We start from the raw sequence: 16343 nt of genomic DNA on the forward strand, positions 1-16343 counted from the left end.
CACAAAAATATGACTAACGGAGCACCCCGCAAGGTCGCCATCCTCGGCGGCAACCGCATCCCGTTCGCCCGTTCCAACAAGGAGTACGCGAACGCGTCTAACCAAGACATGCTGACCGCCGCCATCGATGGCCTGGTCGCACGCTACGGCCTGCAGGGCGAGGAGCTGGGCCAGGTCGCCGCCGGCGCCGTGCTGAAGCACTCCCGCGACTTCAACCTGACCCGCGAGACCGTCCTCGGTTCCGCGTTGTCCTCCACCACTCCGGCCTTCGACTTGCAGATGGCCTGCGGAACTGGCCTGGCTGCCCTGGTGCAGGTTGCGGACGCAATCGCCCTGGGCCGCATCGAGTCCGGCATTGGCGGCGGTGTGGACACCACCTCCGACGCACCGCTGGCCGTTAACGATCAGCTGCGCAAGACCCTGATCAAGCTGAACAATGCGAAGACCACCACCGACCGCCTGAAGCTGGTCGGCCAGATCCGCCCCTCCCAGCTGGCCCCGGAGCAGCCGAACAACGGCGAGCCCCGCACCGGTCTTTCCATGGGTGACCACGCGGCCATCACCGCCCGCGAGTTCGGCCTGACCCGCGAGGAGCAGGACCAGCTGGCAGCTGAGTCCCACCAGAAGCTGGCCAAGGCATACGACGAGGGCTTCTTCGAGGACCTCATCACCCCGTACCTGGGCGTACAGCGCGATACTAACCTGCGCCCGGACTCCAACGTAGAGAAGCTGGCCAAGCTGAAGCCGGTCTTCGGCAAGAAGGATGCCGAGCAGCACGGCACCAAGGCCACCATGACCGCCGGTAACTCCACCCCGCTGACCGACGGCGCTTCCGCAGTCCTGATCTCCTCCGAGGAGTGGGCCGCAGAGCACAACATCCCGGTCAAGGCATACCTGGTGGATTCCGAGGTTGCTTCCGTGGACTTCATCAACGGCCGTGACGGCATGACCCCGGACGGTCTGCTGATGTCCCCGACCTATGCGGTTGCGCGCCTGCTGAAGCGCAACAACCTTTCCCTGCAGGACTTCGACTTCTACGAGATCCACGAGGCCTTCGCCTCCCAGACCTGTGCCACCCTGAAGGCTTGGGAGTCCGACGAGTACTGCCGCGAGCGCCTGGGCCTGGATGGCGCCCTGGGTGCCATCGACCGCGCGAAGCTGAACGTCAAGGGCTCCTCCCTGGCAGCCGGCCACCCGTTTGCCGCTACCGGCGGTCGCATCATCGCCACCGCTGCGAAGGTGCTGGAGGAAAATGGCGGCGGTCGCACCCTGGTCTCCATCTGTGCAGCAGGTGGTCAGGGCATCGTCGCCATTATCGAGCGCTAAAGCGCCGCTAGCCGCTAGCTGCTAGCTTGTAGCGGCCAGCGGCTTCTAGCCGCCGGTTGCTAGAACATCTTCGCCAGATCGGTCTTGTACACCACAGCGTTGTAGCTGTGCCACGAGGTGGCCACCCAGTACAAGTTCCCATCGGTCTGGTGTGGGTACATATACCCGCCGTAGATATCCGGCACCTGGGCCCTGGAGATCAGCGTTTTTGCGCTGCTCCAGGGCCCTTCTGGGCTATCGGCCTGGCGCAGCACCATTCCTTGGGTGGATTCGTAGAGTGCCAACCACTTGCCGAGGTGCTCGTTGTACTGCACGGATAGCTCGGAGACTCGCCCGTCGAGCACCGGCTTTGCAGCGTCCATGCGGGAGGACCAGCCACTGCCGTCCCAGTACTCCGCAGAGCTGAAGTCGGGGAATTCTGCCTCGTTGATGCGTGCCAGGCGCGCCTGACCGGAGCGCCCCGATGGGGTGCCGTAGACGTAAATGTAGCCGTCGTCGCCTGCAGCGCTTTCCGGTGCCTTGGCGAAGGCGGTCATCTGGAAGTAGTCGTTGCCACGGCTGTGTGCTGGGAGGTCAGGCAGGCGGCTGTCCTTAGAGGCCACCGAGCTGGTGCGGTAGGAGTCCGGCACCACAGAGAAAGTCTTCCCGCCATCGGTGGATTTCGCCGTCGCGGCGTAGTTCGTACGCCACTGTCCCGGGCGGCCCCAGTCGCGCACGGACATGAAGTCCACGTACTGCGCACCATTTACCTCGATGCCTGCGGTCGGGATGATTGTCTTCTCCACACCGTCGATCTTTAGAGATTCAGGCAGGAACTCCTCGGAGCGGCTGCCGGTGGCAGGACCACCCATGTGGATGCCGTTGGAGGGATCCATATCGTCGGTCTCGTATAGGGCATTGGAGTGCCAGCCGTTGTTTCCGGAACCACAGCGGAAGGAATCACCAAACGCCGCCAGCACGCGCCCATTGCCGGAATCCCACATGATGCCCAGGTCTGTGGAGCTCAAGCCCGTCTTGTCGGTGCGGTCGGGGCTGAAGCGGCCGGTGAGCATGTGCATTGCCTCGGTATTACCGGTGACCTTCGGCATGCCCTCGGGCTTGCCGGTCAGCCACTGTGGTTGGCCAAGGCTACCGGCTAGCGAGCCGCTGCTGCTGGCGGCCAGCCCATCGCTGGTAGTGGGCCTGTAGGTCCAGCATGGATCCGCCGCGGCGTGACCCGTGGATAGGGCGGTCACGGCGGTGGCGGTAGCCAGGATCGAACCTGCGGTCAAAGTTGCGGCAAGCGAGCTGCGAGAGGCGGAAATCTTATGCATGCAAGTTATATTTGCATACGCTGTCCTGCGGCGCCTGTCGAGCTCCGCTATATTCTCGGCTATGGCTAATTCCTCTCGCATTGCTTCCATCGCCGTCGCTGCCGTTCTTACTCTGTCCAGCGCTGCGGGTATCGCTGGCGCCGCGGACGCTGATTCCGCACCCGAGACCCTCCAGCCTCTGCCGACCGTTGAGACTCCCAAGGCTCCTGCGTCTAGCGGCTTGGGTAGCTCCTCGCGCGTGCCGAAGGCCTGCCAGAAGCTGGATCAGCAAATCGAAGAGGTCCGTAAGCAGTGGGATGAGGCCGTTGCGGAGCAGGATATCTACAAGGCCAATGGCCTGCGCGTGGAGTTCGGCAACCTTGCCGCCAGCTACTACCAGTGCCGCCTGGCCGGAAACACTCTGGTCGGTTCCCTGTAGGCGCTAGCATGGCCTCATGATCACAATTGGGCTGACTGGTGGAATCGGATCGGGCAAGTCAACCGTCTCTTCGCGGTTGGCGGAGCTCGGTGCTTTTATTGTTGACGCCGACCTGGTGGCGCGCGAGATCGTCGAACCAGGTCAGCCAGCTTTGGCCGAGCTGGCGGATGCGTTTGACGGGGTGCTGAACCCCGACGGCACGTTAAACCGGGCGGAACTAGCCCGGCAGGCCTTTGCTACGCCGGAGGCGACGGAGAAGCTGAACGCGATCACTCACCCGCGCATTCGTGCCCGCACTGAAGAGCTGTTTAAGCAGGGGCGGGAGTCCGGCGCGCAGGTGCTCGTCTACGACATGCCGCTGCTCATCGAAAACGGTGAGGTCGACAAGGTCGACCACGTGTTGGTGGTGGACGCTCCCGACGAGCTGCGCATCGACCGCCTAGTGCAACACCGCGGTTTAGATGAGGACGACGCCCGCCGCCGGATTGCTGCCCAGATCGACCGCGAGACCCGCCTGAATGCGGCGGACACAGTTCTGGATAATTCCGGAACCGTGGAACAGCTACTCGAGCAGGTCGACGATTTCTGGGACGGGTTCTAAGGCCTTACCAGAAACGCGGGATGCCGGCGCCGAAGATCGGCGGCAGGCCGTCGGCCACAATCGTCTCCGGGAAGATGAATAGCCCCACCGCGTCGCGGTAGCGGGAGGTGCGCTCCTTGGCCAGGTTGCGCTGCTGCACCGGATCGGACTTGGAGGCCAGGCCGTAGACGGTGGTGTGCGGGCCGAAGGCAATGCGGTAGTCGCTCACTCCACGGTGCAGGTGGCTATCAGTAGTGGCGATCACCAGCTCGCGCGGCAGCGACTTGCCGTGGGAGGCGTTCTTGGACTGCGCGTTCATCTTTCCGAAGACCTTCGCGCTGTGCCACGCATTGCTGATGGTGGACCAGGAGTTGCCCTCCACGTGGATGCGCTGCGGGGAGATTCCGGCGCGGACCAGCCACCTCTTCATCGATTCGGCCTCCACGTGCCCGTGCTCGGTCTTGCCACCGGAGGTGATGATGGGGCTCTCCGGGTGCCGCAGTGCATAATCGCGGGCAACCTCCAGGCGGCGCTGCAGGTTGGGGTGCACGGAGCCATCCGCGTTCAGCCCGTTACCCAGCACCACCACGGTTGCACGCGGACTGGTGGCCTTGCCAGGAGCTTTCACAGGAGCCTCCAAGACCTTGAGGATATGGCTCACCTCGGCGCGTCGGGCGGGGGAGAGCCGGTCCAACGCCGGGCGGGGATCCTGGTTCAAATACTGGGCGGCGATGGCGGCCGCGGAGTAGGCGTCATCAACAGTACGAGCAGTACGCGCACCGCTGGGGCCAACCGGCAACAGCTCGCCAGGAATAACGACGGTGTTGGGGCCGATCGGCGCCGAACCGGCAACGATCGGTGGGACGGCGGGCGCAGACGGTGCAGGTGCGGCAACGGCAGAGGGAGTGACCAAGAGTGAAAGAGCGATGACAGGGGCCATAGCGGCACGACCGCGGGAGAAGAGCTTCATGTGACTAACCTTAGAACGGCCATAGTAAAAGCGCTGGGTGAAAGCACGACAGGCGGTGTCCGAGGCGACACGTAGACTGGTGCGCATGGCCTTTGCAGCAGAACGTCCCGAATTGTCGTACTCCGAGTTTCGCCCGGTCGGGGAGGTCGAACGCTCGGACGCGAAGTTCGAAGTCATCAGCGACTACAATCCCGCCGGCGATCAGCCGAAGGCGATCGATGAGCTGCACCAGCGCCTTAACCGCGGCGAACGCGACGTCGTGCTGATGGGCGCCACCGGTACCGGTAAGTCCGCGACGGCCGCCTGGCTCATCGAAAAGGAACAGCGGCCCACACTGGTGATGGCGCCGAATAAGACCCTGGCCGCCCAGCTGGCCAACGAACTGCGCAGCCTGCTGCCGAACAACGCGGTGGAGTACTTCGTCTCCTACTACGACTACTACCAACCAGAGGCGTATATCGCGCAGACGGATACGTACATCGAGAAAGACTCGTCCATCAACGAAGACGTGGAGCGCCTACGCCACTCCGCGACCTCCGCGCTACTGTCGCGCCGGGACGTGGTGGTTGTGTCCTCGGTCTCCTGCATCTACGGCCTCGGCACCCCGCAGTCTTACCTGGACCGCTCGGTGGTCTTGAAGGTCGACGAGGAGGTCGAACGCGATCGGTTCCTGCGCCTGCTGGTGGATATCCAATACTCCCGCAACGACATCGCCTTTACCCGCGGTACCTTCCGCGTAAAAGGCGACACGGTGGACATCATTCCGGCCTACGAAGAGCTGGCGGTGCGCGTGGAGTTCTTCGGCGACGACATCGATGCGCTGTACTACATCCACCCGCTGACCGGCGACGTGATTCGCCGGGTCGACGAATTGCGCATCTTCCCAGCCACCCACTACGTCGCCGGCCCGGAACGCATGGAAAAGGCCATGCAGGCCATCAAGGAGGAGCTGGCGCAGCGTCTGGAGGAGCTGGAAAACCGCGGCAAGCTGCTGGAGGCCCAGCGCCTGCGCATGCGTACCGAATACGACCTGGAGATGATCCAGCAGGTGGGCTTCACCAGTGGCATCGAGAACTACTCCCGCCACATCGACGGCCGCGCTGCCGGTTCCGCGCCTGCCACCCTGATCGATTACTTCCCCGAGGACTTCCTCACCATCATCGACGAGTCCCACGTAACCGTCCCGCAGATCGGCGGCATGTTCGAAGGCGACATGTCCCGCAAACGCAACCTGGTGGAACACGGCTTCCGTCTCCCCAGCGCGCTGGATAACCGCCCGCTGACGTGGGAGGAGTTCGACGACCGCAAGGGCCAGTGCGTTTACATGTCCGCCACCCCCGGCGATTACGAGATCGCCGCCGCCCAGGGCGAGTACGTCGAACAGGTCATTCGCCCGACCGGCCTGGTGGACCCCAAGGTGGAGGTGCGCCCGACCGAAGGCCAGATCGACGACCTGATCGAGCAGATCCGCCAGCGCACCGAGAAGAACGAGCGCGTGCTGGTCACCACACTGACCAAGCGCATGGCCGAGGACCTCACCGACTACCTGCTGGAGCACGGCGTGAAGGTCCGCTACATGCACTCCGACATCGATACCCTCAAGCGCGTGGAGCTGCTCCGCCAGCTGCGTCTGGGTGAGTTCGACGTGCTAGTGGGCATCAACCTGCTGCGCGAGGGCCTGGACCTGCCGGAGGTCTCGCTGGTGGCGATCCTGGATGCGGACAAGGAGGGCTTCCTGCGCTCCGAACGCTCGCTGATCCAGACCATTGGCCGTGCTGCGCGTAACGTCTCCGGCGAGGTCATCATGTACGCCGACAAGGTCACCGACTCGATGCAGTACGCCATCGACGAGACCGAGCGCCGCCGCGCCAAGCAGATCGCCTACAACGAAGAGCACGGCATTGATCCGCAGCCTTTGCGCAAGAAGATCGCCGATATCTTGGACCAGGTCGCGGAGCTCGAAGCGGAGTCTGGTGTGGACGCCGCAGGCGGCGCCGGCGCCGATTCCAGTGCCGGTGGGCGGGGTGAATCGCCCGAGGCCGACTGGGCGCTGGTGCGCGGTTCCAGCGAGGAACCGATGGCTCGCCCGCAGCTGGAGAAGCTGATCCAGGAGATGACAGAGCAGATGAAATCGGCGGCCAAGGAGCTGAAGTTCGAGCTCGCCGGTCGCCTCCGCGATGAAATTGCGGACCTAAAGAAGGAACTGCGGGGCATGATCGAAGCTGGGTTGTAATATTAGAGTTATGTACAACACAGTCGTGGTCGGAACCGATGGGTCGGAATCTTCTTTTCTAGCAGTGCGACGCGCCGCGGGCGTAGCCGCCGCCATGGACGCGGAGCTCGTCCTGGCCAGCGCGTATGTGGGGGAGCACGCGGATACCGCGACCAAGAAGACCACTGCGGTGGACGGGGAGATGTCCGCGGCTGAGGTGTTGGCGTCCGCACGAAAAGAGGCCGAAGGCGAAGGCGCCAAGAAGGTTCGCGCGGTGCTGAAGGAAGGCGACCCGGTGGAGGCGCTGATGAGCATCGTCAAGAGCGAAGAAGCGGACCTGCTGGTCGTCGGCAACCGTGGCATTAACTCGCTGACCGGGCGCCTGCTGGGCAGCGTGCCAGCCGATGCGGCGCGCCAGGCGGAGTGCGACGTGATGATCGTCCACACCGTCGGCACCAGGGATTAGCCCTTCTTGATCCGCGCTAGACCCGCTTAATCCCAGGGCAACGGGCGAGCATGCACAACCGTCAGGCCCTGGGTGGCGCGCGTCATGGCCACGTAGAGGTCGTTGAGCCCCTGGGGGGAGCTCTCCACAATGTCCGCCGGCTCGACTAGGATCACCTCGTCGAACTCCAGGCCCTTCGCGGCGGCGGTATCCACAAGCACAACCTCCGCGCCCGCTTTTTCCGCCTCGGACTGCTCCGTCACAACGTGCTCTAGGCGCGCGGGGTCCACGGTAATCACACCGATCAGGCCGGATTCACCCGTGAGCTCCCGGGCCTGCTCGACCGCGGCCTGAACCTTCGAACCGAGCTCGGCGCCGGTCGCCGCCTTGGCATACCGCACCCCGGTACCCGATTCGCGCAGTGCCAGGGGAGAAGGCTGGGAGGGGTCGATCTCGTGCAACAGCGGCGCGGCAAGATCCGCAATGTCCTTCGGAGTGCGGTAGTTCACCGTCAGCTGGTGCAGCTGCCAGCGGTCGGCCACGAAGGGGGAGAGCGCCTCCGCCCAGCTATCCACCCCGCCGGGGTTGCCGGTCTGCGCCGGGTCGCCCACCAACGTCATCCACTTGTTAGGCGAGCGGCGGAACACCATCCGCCAGGCCATCTCGCTGAGCTCTTGCGCCTCGTCGACGATCACGTGCCCGAATGCCCACCGGCTATCGGCTGCCGCACGTTCGGCGGTCGTGCGGTGGTCGCGGACTCGCTGGCGGGCGGCCAGCGTTTCGGCGTCAATAACGTCGTAGGCCATCAGCACCTCGGGAGCGAAGCCGTCGTCCAGGTCCTGGCTGGCCGAGCCGGTGAGGATGTCCAGCGCCTCCTGCGCCTCGGTGATCTTCTCCAGCCACTGCTCGCGCTCCTCAGCGGCGGTCTCCTCGTCGGAGACATAGCCCAGCATGTCGATCAGTTCGTCGATGAGTGGCGCGTCGGCGTCAGTCCATTCACCGCTGGGGTGGGCGGCCAGGCCGCGCCACGTGTCCTCGTCATAGTCGACGGCGATGGCTGCCGGGTCCGCGTATAGCCGCTCCAGCACCTGGGTGGGGTGCAGCTCGGGCCAGAATTGCCCCAGTGCGTCCACGACCGTCGGATCCGCACCGAGTTCCTCGCGCAGGGTGGCGATATCGCCCTTGCCCAGCAGGTTTTCGCCTCCCAGCGGGTCGGCACCGATGCTTTCGCCCAGGGCCTCCGCCAGCGCATTTAGCCCGTGATCCAGGAAGGCCGTCCGCGCATGATTGTGCGGTTTGCGGGAGCGGCGCGCACGAGTCCTGGCCGCCCGCACCATCTTCGGCGTGAGCTGCACGTTGAGCCCGTCGATGCTGATGTCGATGCTGTCTTCCGGCACGGTCTGGTACGTCTTGATCGCATCGCCCAGGATCGTCAGCATCTCCGCCGAGCCCTTGACCTCGCGCGCCAGCAGGTTCGTCTCCGGTACGGTGTGCAGGTTCGGCAGCAGGGTGCCGGGGGTTGCCAGCACCACGCCAGTTTCGCCCAGCGAGGGCAGCACCTGCGAAATGTAGGAAAGGAAGCGGTCGTTAGGGCCGATGATCAGCACGCCCGTGTTATCGAGCTGCTCGCGCCACGTGTACAGCAGGTACGCCGCCCGGTGCAGCGCCACGGCAGTCTTGCCGGTTCCAGGCGCTCCCTGGACCACGGTCACGCCACGGTATGCTGCGCGGATGATCGCGTCCTGTTCCGCCGCGATCGTCTCTACGATGTCTTGCATGTACGCCGTGCGCGCCCTGTTGACGGCATCGAGTAGCGCTTCTTCTTTGGCGACGCCCCCTCGCCGCCCAGTACCTACCGCATCGGTTGGTCCTGCCGTGGTGGATAGCTGTTCGTCTGCCACGCTGCGCACCGTCCGACCACGGGTGGTGATGTGCCGCCGCGTGTGTACCCCGTCGGGGCGCAGGGTGGTGGCCAGGTAGAAGGGGCGGGCCAGGGGAGCACGCCAGTCCATCAGCAGGGTGCGCATCTCCTCGTCGTCATCATGCAGGCCGATGCGCCCGATGTATCGGCGATCCAGGTGTTCGTTTCCGGGGACGGGGTTCTCCGCCTCCGCATCCTCCACGTCGATGCGCCCGAACATTAGGCCAACCTCCGCAGCAGAGTAGGAATCCAGGCGTTGAGCAATGTCGCGTGCCTCGCGGTCGCGCACCATCAAACCCTGTGGGTCGTCGATATCGGCCTCCAGGCGGACAGCCTTGAGCCGCTGTTCCAGCCTCTCGCAGGCTTGGTCTACCCGTTCTAGGAGGTCGTCGAGGTAGCGCTGCTCGGCAGCGATGTCGTCGGTGGGCGACAAGGTGGGTGGGGGTTCCCTTCTGAGTAGTTGGCTTGTCGTGGGTTCTTCGGGATAGGGGTTTTAAGGATAGAGCCAAAGAGCCCCTGGTAGCCGAACTAACCAGGGGCTCTTAGTGCTTTTAGCTCTTACTTGAAGCGCTTCTGCGCATTCTTCTGAGCCTTTCTTGCTCGCTTCTGCGCCTGCTTCTGTGCCTGCTGGGCGCGCTTGCGGGACTTCTTGGTGGCCTTCTGAACGTCCTTCTTCAGGTCTTCGGCGTCGAAGTCGTCCCAAGCGTCCTGCGCCTTGGCCGCAGCGGACTGTGCGTAGTCGGAAGCCTGGTCGCCGAACTCAGCCGCGCGCTCGCGCAGGTTCTCGGCTGCTTCCTTCCACTCGTCCTGGTGCTCGTCAACGTAGTCGGTAACCTTATCCTGCACCTGGTCGGCAACTTCCTTCGTCTTGGCGAAGAAGCCCTGTGCCTGGTCGGAAGCGTTGGCGGCGAAAGCCTTGGACTGGGTCTGCGCGTTCTCCAGCATCTTCTGCTGCTCAGTCTTGCCCGGCATAGCCTGCTGCGCACGCCACTTCAGGCCCGGCTTACCGGCGGTGTCTGCGGAGGTGATAACCAGACCACCCAGCAGAGCCAGGTCGGTCACCAGGCCGCGGATCTCCTCCTTGCGCTCCGCGCCATTGGACGCATTCCAGAATGCGTGGCGGGACAGCGCGGTCGGGATCTGTACGGCGGCCAGGGTAGCGGCGGCCAGGCGCGGAGCCTTGCCGGTGGCCAGCAGGGCGGAGGCAACGACCTTGGTGGTGCCGACCACGCGCACGGTGGTCTCTGCATCGTCGGGAATCAGGCCGGCCTTATCCTGCGGCAGCACGGAACGCAGAGTGCCGTTGATAGCCTTTGCGTCTTCTGCATATTCGTTGCTGTTCAGCAGCATCTGGGCTCCGTCAACGGCGAAAGCGGAAGCCAGCAGCGGGCGGGCAAGGGTACGGAACATTTGGGTCTACACACTCCTAAATTGTTGGTGGCACGACCCTTGACTGCGTTTAGTCGTGCTCGAACAATCTCCCAGGTTACCTGAATCAACCTCACCGGGAGTGGGGTCCGGGGCTATCTACCAGCCTCGCGCGGCCCACTCATCGACCTTGCCCTTTTCCTCCCCAACGGACGTGGAATCGCCGTGACCAGGGTGGATTCGGGTTTCTTCGGGGAGGGTGAAGATCCTGTCGCGCACGTCGCCCAGGAGCTGCTCGAACTGCTCGGGGTTGTTTGTTTTTCCGACGCCACCGGGGAAAACACTGTCACCCACCCACGCTCGTGGTACGCGCCCGTCGGCCAGATCCAGCACCGCCAGGCCGCCCGGGGTGTGGCCCCGTAGCTCGACTACCTGCAAGCCGAGCTCCGGCAGCTGTGCACCAGCCAGGTCCAGTGGTTCCCGGGAACCTTCGTCGTTTCCATACACTCGGTCCGGCGCCACGGGCAGCGCCTCGGCATCCAGGCGCGGCCCGTGGTGGCGGGCGCCTGTCGCCTTTAGGACGTCTGCCAGCGCGCGAGTGTGGTCTGCATGCTGGTGAGTAGTGAGCACATCGGTGATGCGCACACCCAACCGTTCGGCCAGGCCCAGCAGGTGTTCTGCATCGTCGGCGGCATCCACCAGCAGCGCCTCGCCGCCCCGGCACAGCAACCAACAATTGTTGTCCATAGAACCCACGGTCGTCACTGCGTACGTATGGGCGTCAGAATTAAGAACCTGCACGTCGCGCGGTGCGGAAAGATGGCTAAATTCAGTAACTTGCTGCATGGCACCACACTAGCGATGTCTCGGCGATGGCGTAGACTAGCAGGGTTGATGCTTCAACAATTAAGGAGTAGATAGTGGCCGATCAGCTGATTGTCCGTGGAGCCAGCGAACACAACCTCAAGGGCGTGGATATCGACCTGCCGCGCGACAAGATGATCGTGTTTACGGGGCTGTCCGGCTCGGGCAAATCCTCCCTGGCCTTCGACACGATCTTCGCAGAAGGCCAGCGCAGATACGTCGAATCTTTGAGCTCCTATGCGCGCATGTTCCTCGGGCGCATGGATAAGCCGGACGTGGAGCTGATCGAAGGGCTGTCCCCGGCGGTTTCCATCGACCAGAAGTCCACGAACCGCAACCCGCGCTCGACCGTCGGCACGGTAACCGAGATCTTCGACTACCTGCGCCTGCTGTACGCCCGCACCGGCATCCCGCACTGCCCGGAGTGTGGCGGCGTGATCCAGCGCCAGACCCCGCAGGAGATCGTGGACCAAATCCTGGCGATGGAGCAGGGGCTGAAGTTTCAGGTGCTCGCGCCGGTCGTGCGCACTCGCAAGGGCGAGTTCGTGGACCTCTTCGAGGACCTGGCCGCGCAGGGCTACTCCCGCGTGCAGGTCGACGGGGCGGTGTACCAGCTGTCCGATCCGCCGACACTGGAAAAGCAGGTCAAGCACGATATTGATGTAGTGGTGGACCGCCTGCAGGTGAAGGAATCCCAGAAGCAGCGCCTGACCGATTCGATCGAGACCGCTCTGCAGCTGGCCGACGGGATTGTGGTCCTGGACTTCGTTGGACTGCCGGACGACGACCCGCACCGCACACGCCGCTTCTCCGAGAAGATGGCCTGCCCGAATGGCCACGCGATCCAGCTGGACGAGCTGGAGCCGCGCACGTTCTCCTTCAACTCGCCCTATGGTGCCTGCCCTGCCTGCGACGGCCTGGGCACGCGCCTGGAGGTCGACGAGAAGCTGGTGATCCCGGACGAGGACGCAGCCGTGGTCGACGCGATAGCACCGTGGTCGTCTAGCCCGAACAGCAAGTACTTCACCAAGCTGGTGAATGCGTTGGGCGAGGCGATGGGATTCGACCCGAAGTCCCCGTGGAAGGATCTGAAGGCCACCCACCGCAAGGCCATCCTGAACGGCCACAAGACGCAGATCAAGGTCAGCTACCGCAACCGCTACGGCCGTTCGCGCACCTACAACGCACCCTTCGAGGGCGTGATGCCCTTCCTGAAGCGCAAGCTCGACCAAACCGATTCCGACTGGTCCAAGGAGCGCTACCGCAGCTACATGCGTGAGGTCGCCTGCCCGACGTGCGACGGTACGCGCCTGAAGCCGGAAGTATTGGCCGTAACTATTGCCTCCGGCGAACAGGAACTGTCCATCGCCGAGGTCTCTGATCTTTCTATTGCGGACGCCAGCAGCTTCCTCGACAACCTTTCTCTAAGCAAGCGCGAGGAGATGATCGCCGGGGCGGTACTGCGGGAAATCCAGGCGCGCCTGAAGTTCCTGCTGGACGTTGGCCTGAACTACCTGTCGATGTCCCGCTCCGCGGGCACGCTATCCGGCGGTGAGGCTCAGCGCATCCGCCTGGCCACGCAAATTGGTTCCGGCCTGGCGGGCGTGCTGTACGTGCTGGATGAGCCGTCGATCGGTCTGCACCAGCGAGATAATGAGCGGCTGATCCGCACCCTGCAGCACCTGCGCGACCTGGGTAACACCCTGATCGTGGTGGAGCACGACGAAGACACGATCCGCACGGCCGACTGGCTGGTGGATATTGGCCCGCGTGCCGGCGAGTACGGCGGCGAGATCGTCTACCAGGGCGAGCCCAAGGGGATCCTCGACGCAGAAGACTCCCTGACCGGCCAGTACCTGTCCGGTGAAAGGGTGCTGGCTGTGCCGGAGAAGCGCCGCCCGATCGATAAGGACAGGGTGCTGACGGTACACGGCGCCCAGGAAAACAACCTGCAGAAGGTGGACGTCACCCTGCCGTTGGGTGTGCTGACGCTGATTACCGGTGTGTCGGGCTCCGGTAAATCCTCCCTGATCAACGGTATTGTGGCGAAGTCCCTGAGCAACACCTTGAACAAGGCGCGCCAGGTGCCGGGCCACCACAAGAAAATCACGGGTACGGAGCACTTGGACAAGCTGGTGCAGGTGGATCAGAGCCCGATTGGCCGCACCCCCCGATCTAACCCGGCTACGTATACGGGCGTGTTCGACAAGATCCGCAAGCTGTTCGCCGAGACGACGGAGGCGAAAGTACGCGGCTACACCGCGGGTCGGTTCTCGTTCAACGTCAAGGGCGGGCGCTGCGAGGCCTGCCACGGCGACGGCACTCTGAAGATCGAGATGAACTTCCTACCCGACGTGTACGTACCTTGTGAGGTCTGCGAGGGCGCCCGCTACAACCGCGAGACGCTGGAGGTTCACTACAAGGGCAAGTCCATCGCCGAGGTGCTGGACATGCCGATTTCCGAGGCAGCGGAGTTCTTCGAACCCGTCACGTCGATTTCCCGCTACCTGAACACCCTGGTGGATGTGGGCCTGGGGTACGTCCGCCTGGGGCAGGCAGCCACCACCTTGTCCGGCGGTGAGGCGCAGCGCGTGAAGCTGGCCGCCGAGCTGCAGAAACGTTCCAATGGTCGGACGGTGTACATCCTTGACGAGCCGACCACCGGCCTGCACTTCGAGGACATTCGCAAGCTGATGCTGGTGATCCAGGGGCTCGTGGACAAGGGCAATAGCGTGTTCATTATTGAGCACAACCTGGATGTCATTAAGGCTGCCGACTGGATTGTGGACATGGGGCCGGAGGGCGGTTCGGGCGGCGGCACCGTTGTTGCCGAGGGCACCCCGGAGCAAGTTGCGGAGGTGGAGGCCTCCCACACTGGCCGCTACCTGCGATCCATGCTCTGATCTTGAATCCGGGGCTGCTGCGGCTGCTGCAGGGGCGGCTGTGGGGGAGTCTTGTTGGGCTTCTCGCGGGTAATGGCGGCAACCAGCAGCACCATGCCGCAGATGAGGAACGCCAGAGCCTGCACAAGGCCACCGAGGACGGACAGGTCGTAGAAGACAAGCTTGGCGGTGGCAATGATCGCCAGCATCAGGCCGGGCTTCGAGTTGTTGCGGTATAGCAGGTACACGGCGCCCAACATCCAGCTGACGGAGATCAGCACGTGCGCCACCATGAATGACAGCTTCGTGGTGGAGATAGCCATAGCGACGGCGGGGATTGCGGAGGAAGCAAGCACAAGCGTGATTACGCCGATGACCAACATCGTCACTTCCGAGTTGGACTGCTTGCCCGGAATCTCGCGTCCAGCGATTCCCCGCAGGCCGGTCTTGAGGAGGTATTGGTGGCGATACAGAAGCGCTACCGCTAGCGCGAGGCTGACTACCAGTACTATCGCCGAGTCCGGGACACGCATGCTATCTGCTCCAACCCAGCTGCGCGGTGCGTGGGTGAACACCGCTAGGAAAGAGCACATCAGAGAGATCCATGCGACATTCTTAGGCATGCGCGGCAGTCCCCATACAACGGCTGCGGTGTAAAGCAGCAGACCCACAGCGACGATGATGCTCCCATAGCCAAACACCGAGGCTTCAGCGGGGGTATGCCGTAGCTCAGAATCCAACGCGTACCACTGGAAGAAGCGGATGATGAAGACAATGGGGAGAGTGCCGGCGGAGATTATAAAAGCGAACGCATTGGCCAGCTGTGGTGGAAGCGGTTCTGTTCCTGGAATCTGGAGGTCCGCTTGGAAGATGCCGCCGTTGATGCGAGCGATGATGTATGCGCACGCAGTTACTAGGGAGATAAAGGCGACAGCCGCCCAGGAATTGCTGGACAACAGGCACACCGACGGAATGATCACCACGGCAACTACGCCGCTGAGGTGAAGCTGGCGGGATGCAAACGGTGGGACGAAGCTGATGATCGTCACGAGCGCGAAGCCCACTACGCCGAGCAGGAACGTCGTAAGTATGAAGGGTGCACTCAGCAGCATCGCGCAGATGTAAGTAATGGTCGCTGTGGTCTGAAGTTTGAACCACGGGCGACCCCAGCGGGCTGCGAAGCCGCAGATAGCGGCAGCGATCAGGCTGCCGGCGAAGTATCCATTGTGGATTTCGCGTTGTACTTCCTGGTCGGCGGGGAACATGGAGAGGAAGTTCGCTGCCGCCGGCAGGATGAATAGAGGCGCGAAGGCGGTGACGACCACCGCGAGGACTTCCTTCTTCCAGGCATATGCCAGAGCCAATGCGCCCGCACATATGACTACCGTCAGCACGCTACCGAGCGCCTCACCGAACCATCCCAGGTTGAACACCGCGACCCAGAGGTCCGCCAAACCGCCCAGTGTGGCAACTATCAATAGCGCCGACGAGCTCACTCCGTCTGGTTGCTTCTTGTGCACGATCGTCGACGTCACGGCCAAACCGCCACAGATCACCGCAGCGAGAATCACCGCTCCCTCCGGAGTGAGGATCCCGGAAGCGTAGGCCAGTAGAGCCAGGAAGGTGAGGCCGACAACCGTGATGGAGCCGCCGATGATCGCCAGCAAGCGAGTAACCAGATCTTCCTTTTCCCACCACTGTTGCAGCTTGTTTGGCTCCTTTGGCTCCTGCTGCTTCGCTGCTGGTTGGGGCTGTGGCTGAGGGGCAGCTGGTCGCGGAGCCTGAGGTCGCGATGCCTGCGGGCGGGGTGCCTGAGGTCGCGATGCCTGCGGGCGCGCTGGCGCTTGCCGCTGCGGCGGAGCGGGCTCCTGGCGTGGCGATTGCGCAGAGGGTGCCGGGTGGTGCTGCGTCTGTTGTGGCTGTTGCTGACGCTGAGCCGGCGTAGGTTTAGGTTGTGCGGGCTGAGGCTGCGCTGGTTGAGGTTGTGCGGGCTGAGGCTTGGGCGCTTGAGTTCGCTCCATCTTGCGTTCAGCTGGCGCAGGCG

Annotated in this window: 13 protein-coding genes; 7 read left to right on the forward strand and 6 right to left on the reverse strand. The window is 63.6% G+C overall.

Annotated elements, in window-relative coordinates; all coding sequences use genetic code 11:
* The first annotated feature begins 9 nt into the window (after window positions 1-9).
* On the forward strand, window positions 10-1326 hold the full coding sequence (locus MHX63_RS09770) for an acetyl-CoA C-acetyltransferase (protein ID WP_239388529.1): 1317 nt from the start codon (window positions 10-12) through the stop codon (window positions 1324-1326).
* A gap of 59 nt (window positions 1327-1385) precedes the next feature.
* On the opposite strand, the gene MHX63_RS09775 is transcribed toward MHX63_RS09770, so the two are convergent.
* A complete protein-coding gene (locus MHX63_RS09775) occupies window positions 1386-2639 on the reverse strand; it encodes a DUF4185 domain-containing protein (protein ID WP_239388531.1) in 1254 nt (417 codons plus the stop codon).
* A gap of 61 nt (window positions 2640-2700) precedes the next feature.
* Between MHX63_RS09775 and MHX63_RS09780 the strand changes: the two genes are divergently transcribed.
* Together MHX63_RS09780 and coaE are read left to right on the forward strand one after the other, a co-directional pair.
* Window positions 2701-3057: a hypothetical protein gene (locus MHX63_RS09780; protein ID WP_239388533.1), complete on the forward strand. Its 357-nt coding sequence runs from the start codon at window positions 2701-2703 to the stop codon at window positions 3055-3057.
* A 16-nt stretch (window positions 3058-3073) separates the two neighbouring features.
* Complete coding sequence (coaE, locus tag MHX63_RS09785; RefSeq protein ID WP_239388535.1) at window positions 3074-3658, forward strand: dephospho-CoA kinase; 585 nt, start codon at window positions 3074-3076, stop codon at window positions 3656-3658.
* A gap of 4 nt (window positions 3659-3662) precedes the next feature.
* Here coaE and MHX63_RS09790 read toward each other — a convergent pair whose 3' ends face one another.
* Window positions 3663-4607 (reverse strand): YdcF family protein, encoded by a 945-nt coding sequence (locus MHX63_RS09790; protein WP_239388537.1) that lies wholly within the window; start codon window positions 4605-4607, stop codon window positions 3663-3665.
* 85 nt (window positions 4608-4692) lie between these two features.
* Between MHX63_RS09790 and uvrB the strand changes: the two genes are divergently transcribed.
* Together uvrB and MHX63_RS09800 are read left to right on the forward strand one after the other, a co-directional pair.
* Window positions 4693-6840, forward strand: coding sequence for an excinuclease ABC subunit UvrB (gene uvrB / locus MHX63_RS09795; RefSeq protein WP_239388539.1), 2148 nt, complete (start codon window positions 4693-4695; stop codon window positions 6838-6840).
* A 10-nt stretch (window positions 6841-6850) separates the two neighbouring features.
* A complete protein-coding gene (locus tag MHX63_RS09800; protein ID WP_239388541.1) occupies window positions 6851-7285 on the forward strand; it encodes a universal stress protein in 435 nt (144 codons plus the stop codon).
* 26 nt (window positions 7286-7311) lie between these two features.
* Here the strand turns inward: MHX63_RS09800 and MHX63_RS09805 are convergent, their stop codons facing one another.
* From MHX63_RS09805 to MHX63_RS09815, 3 genes are all read right to left on the reverse strand, one after another.
* Window positions 7312-9618 (reverse strand): ATP-binding domain-containing protein, encoded by a 2307-nt coding sequence (locus tag MHX63_RS09805; protein ID WP_239388543.1) that lies wholly within the window; start codon window positions 9616-9618, stop codon window positions 7312-7314.
* A gap of 125 nt (window positions 9619-9743) precedes the next feature.
* Window positions 9744-10595 (reverse strand): DoxX family protein, encoded by an 852-nt coding sequence (locus tag MHX63_RS09810; RefSeq protein WP_239388545.1) that lies wholly within the window; start codon window positions 10593-10595, stop codon window positions 9744-9746.
* A 117-nt stretch (window positions 10596-10712) separates the two neighbouring features.
* Window positions 10713-11399 (reverse strand): MBL fold metallo-hydrolase, encoded by a 687-nt coding sequence (locus tag MHX63_RS09815; RefSeq protein WP_239388547.1) that lies wholly within the window; start codon window positions 11397-11399, stop codon window positions 10713-10715.
* A 74-nt stretch (window positions 11400-11473) separates the two neighbouring features.
* Here MHX63_RS09815 and uvrA point away from each other — a divergent pair, with 74 nt between their 5' ends.
* Entirely contained in the window at window positions 11474-14320 is a 2847-nt protein-coding gene (gene uvrA / locus MHX63_RS09820; RefSeq protein ID WP_239388549.1) for an excinuclease ABC subunit UvrA, read from the forward strand.
* On the opposite strand, the gene MHX63_RS09825 is transcribed toward uvrA, so the two are convergent.
* Entirely contained in the window at window positions 14299-15966 is a 1668-nt protein-coding gene (locus MHX63_RS09825; RefSeq protein WP_239388551.1) for a hypothetical protein, read from the reverse strand. The genes uvrA and MHX63_RS09825 overlap by 22 nt on opposite strands.
* Before the next feature lie 86 nt (window positions 15967-16052).
* Between MHX63_RS09825 and MHX63_RS09830 the strand changes: the two genes are divergently transcribed.
* Window positions 16053-16244, forward strand: a complete 192-nt coding sequence (locus tag MHX63_RS09830) for a hypothetical protein (protein WP_239388553.1) — start codon at window positions 16053-16055, stop codon at window positions 16242-16244.
* Window positions 16245-16343 lie beyond the last annotated feature (99 nt).

The sequence above is a fragment of the Corynebacterium sp. ACRQK genome (genome assembly GCF_022345965.1).
GTDB lineage: Bacteria > Actinomycetota > Actinomycetes > Mycobacteriales > Mycobacteriaceae > Corynebacterium.

Excerpts from the sequence above, each read along its gene's own strand:
- MHX63_RS09770 (WP_239388529.1), top strand. The coding sequence starts at position 10 with ATGACTAACGGAGCACCCCGCAAGGTCGCCATCCTCGGCGGCAACCGC.
- MHX63_RS09775 (WP_239388531.1), bottom strand. The coding sequence starts at position 2,639 with ATGCATAAGATTTCCGCCTCTCGCAGCTCGCTTGCCGCAACTTTGACC.
- MHX63_RS09780 (WP_239388533.1), top strand. The coding sequence starts at position 2,701 with ATGGCTAATTCCTCTCGCATTGCTTCCATCGCCGTCGCTGCCGTTCTT.
- coaE (WP_239388535.1), top strand. The coding sequence starts at position 3,074 with ATGATCACAATTGGGCTGACTGGTGGAATCGGATCGGGCAAGTCAACC.
- MHX63_RS09790 (WP_239388537.1), bottom strand. The coding sequence starts at position 4,607 with ATGAAGCTCTTCTCCCGCGGTCGTGCCGCTATGGCCCCTGTCATCGCT.
- uvrB (WP_239388539.1), top strand. The coding sequence starts at position 4,693 with ATGGCCTTTGCAGCAGAACGTCCCGAATTGTCGTACTCCGAGTTTCGC.
- MHX63_RS09800 (WP_239388541.1), top strand. The coding sequence starts at position 6,851 with ATGTACAACACAGTCGTGGTCGGAACCGATGGGTCGGAATCTTCTTTT.
- MHX63_RS09810 (WP_239388545.1), bottom strand. The coding sequence starts at position 10,595 with ATGTTCCGTACCCTTGCCCGCCCGCTGCTGGCTTCCGCTTTCGCCGTT.
- MHX63_RS09815 (WP_239388547.1), bottom strand. The coding sequence starts at position 11,399 with ATGCAGCAAGTTACTGAATTTAGCCATCTTTCCGCACCGCGCGACGTG.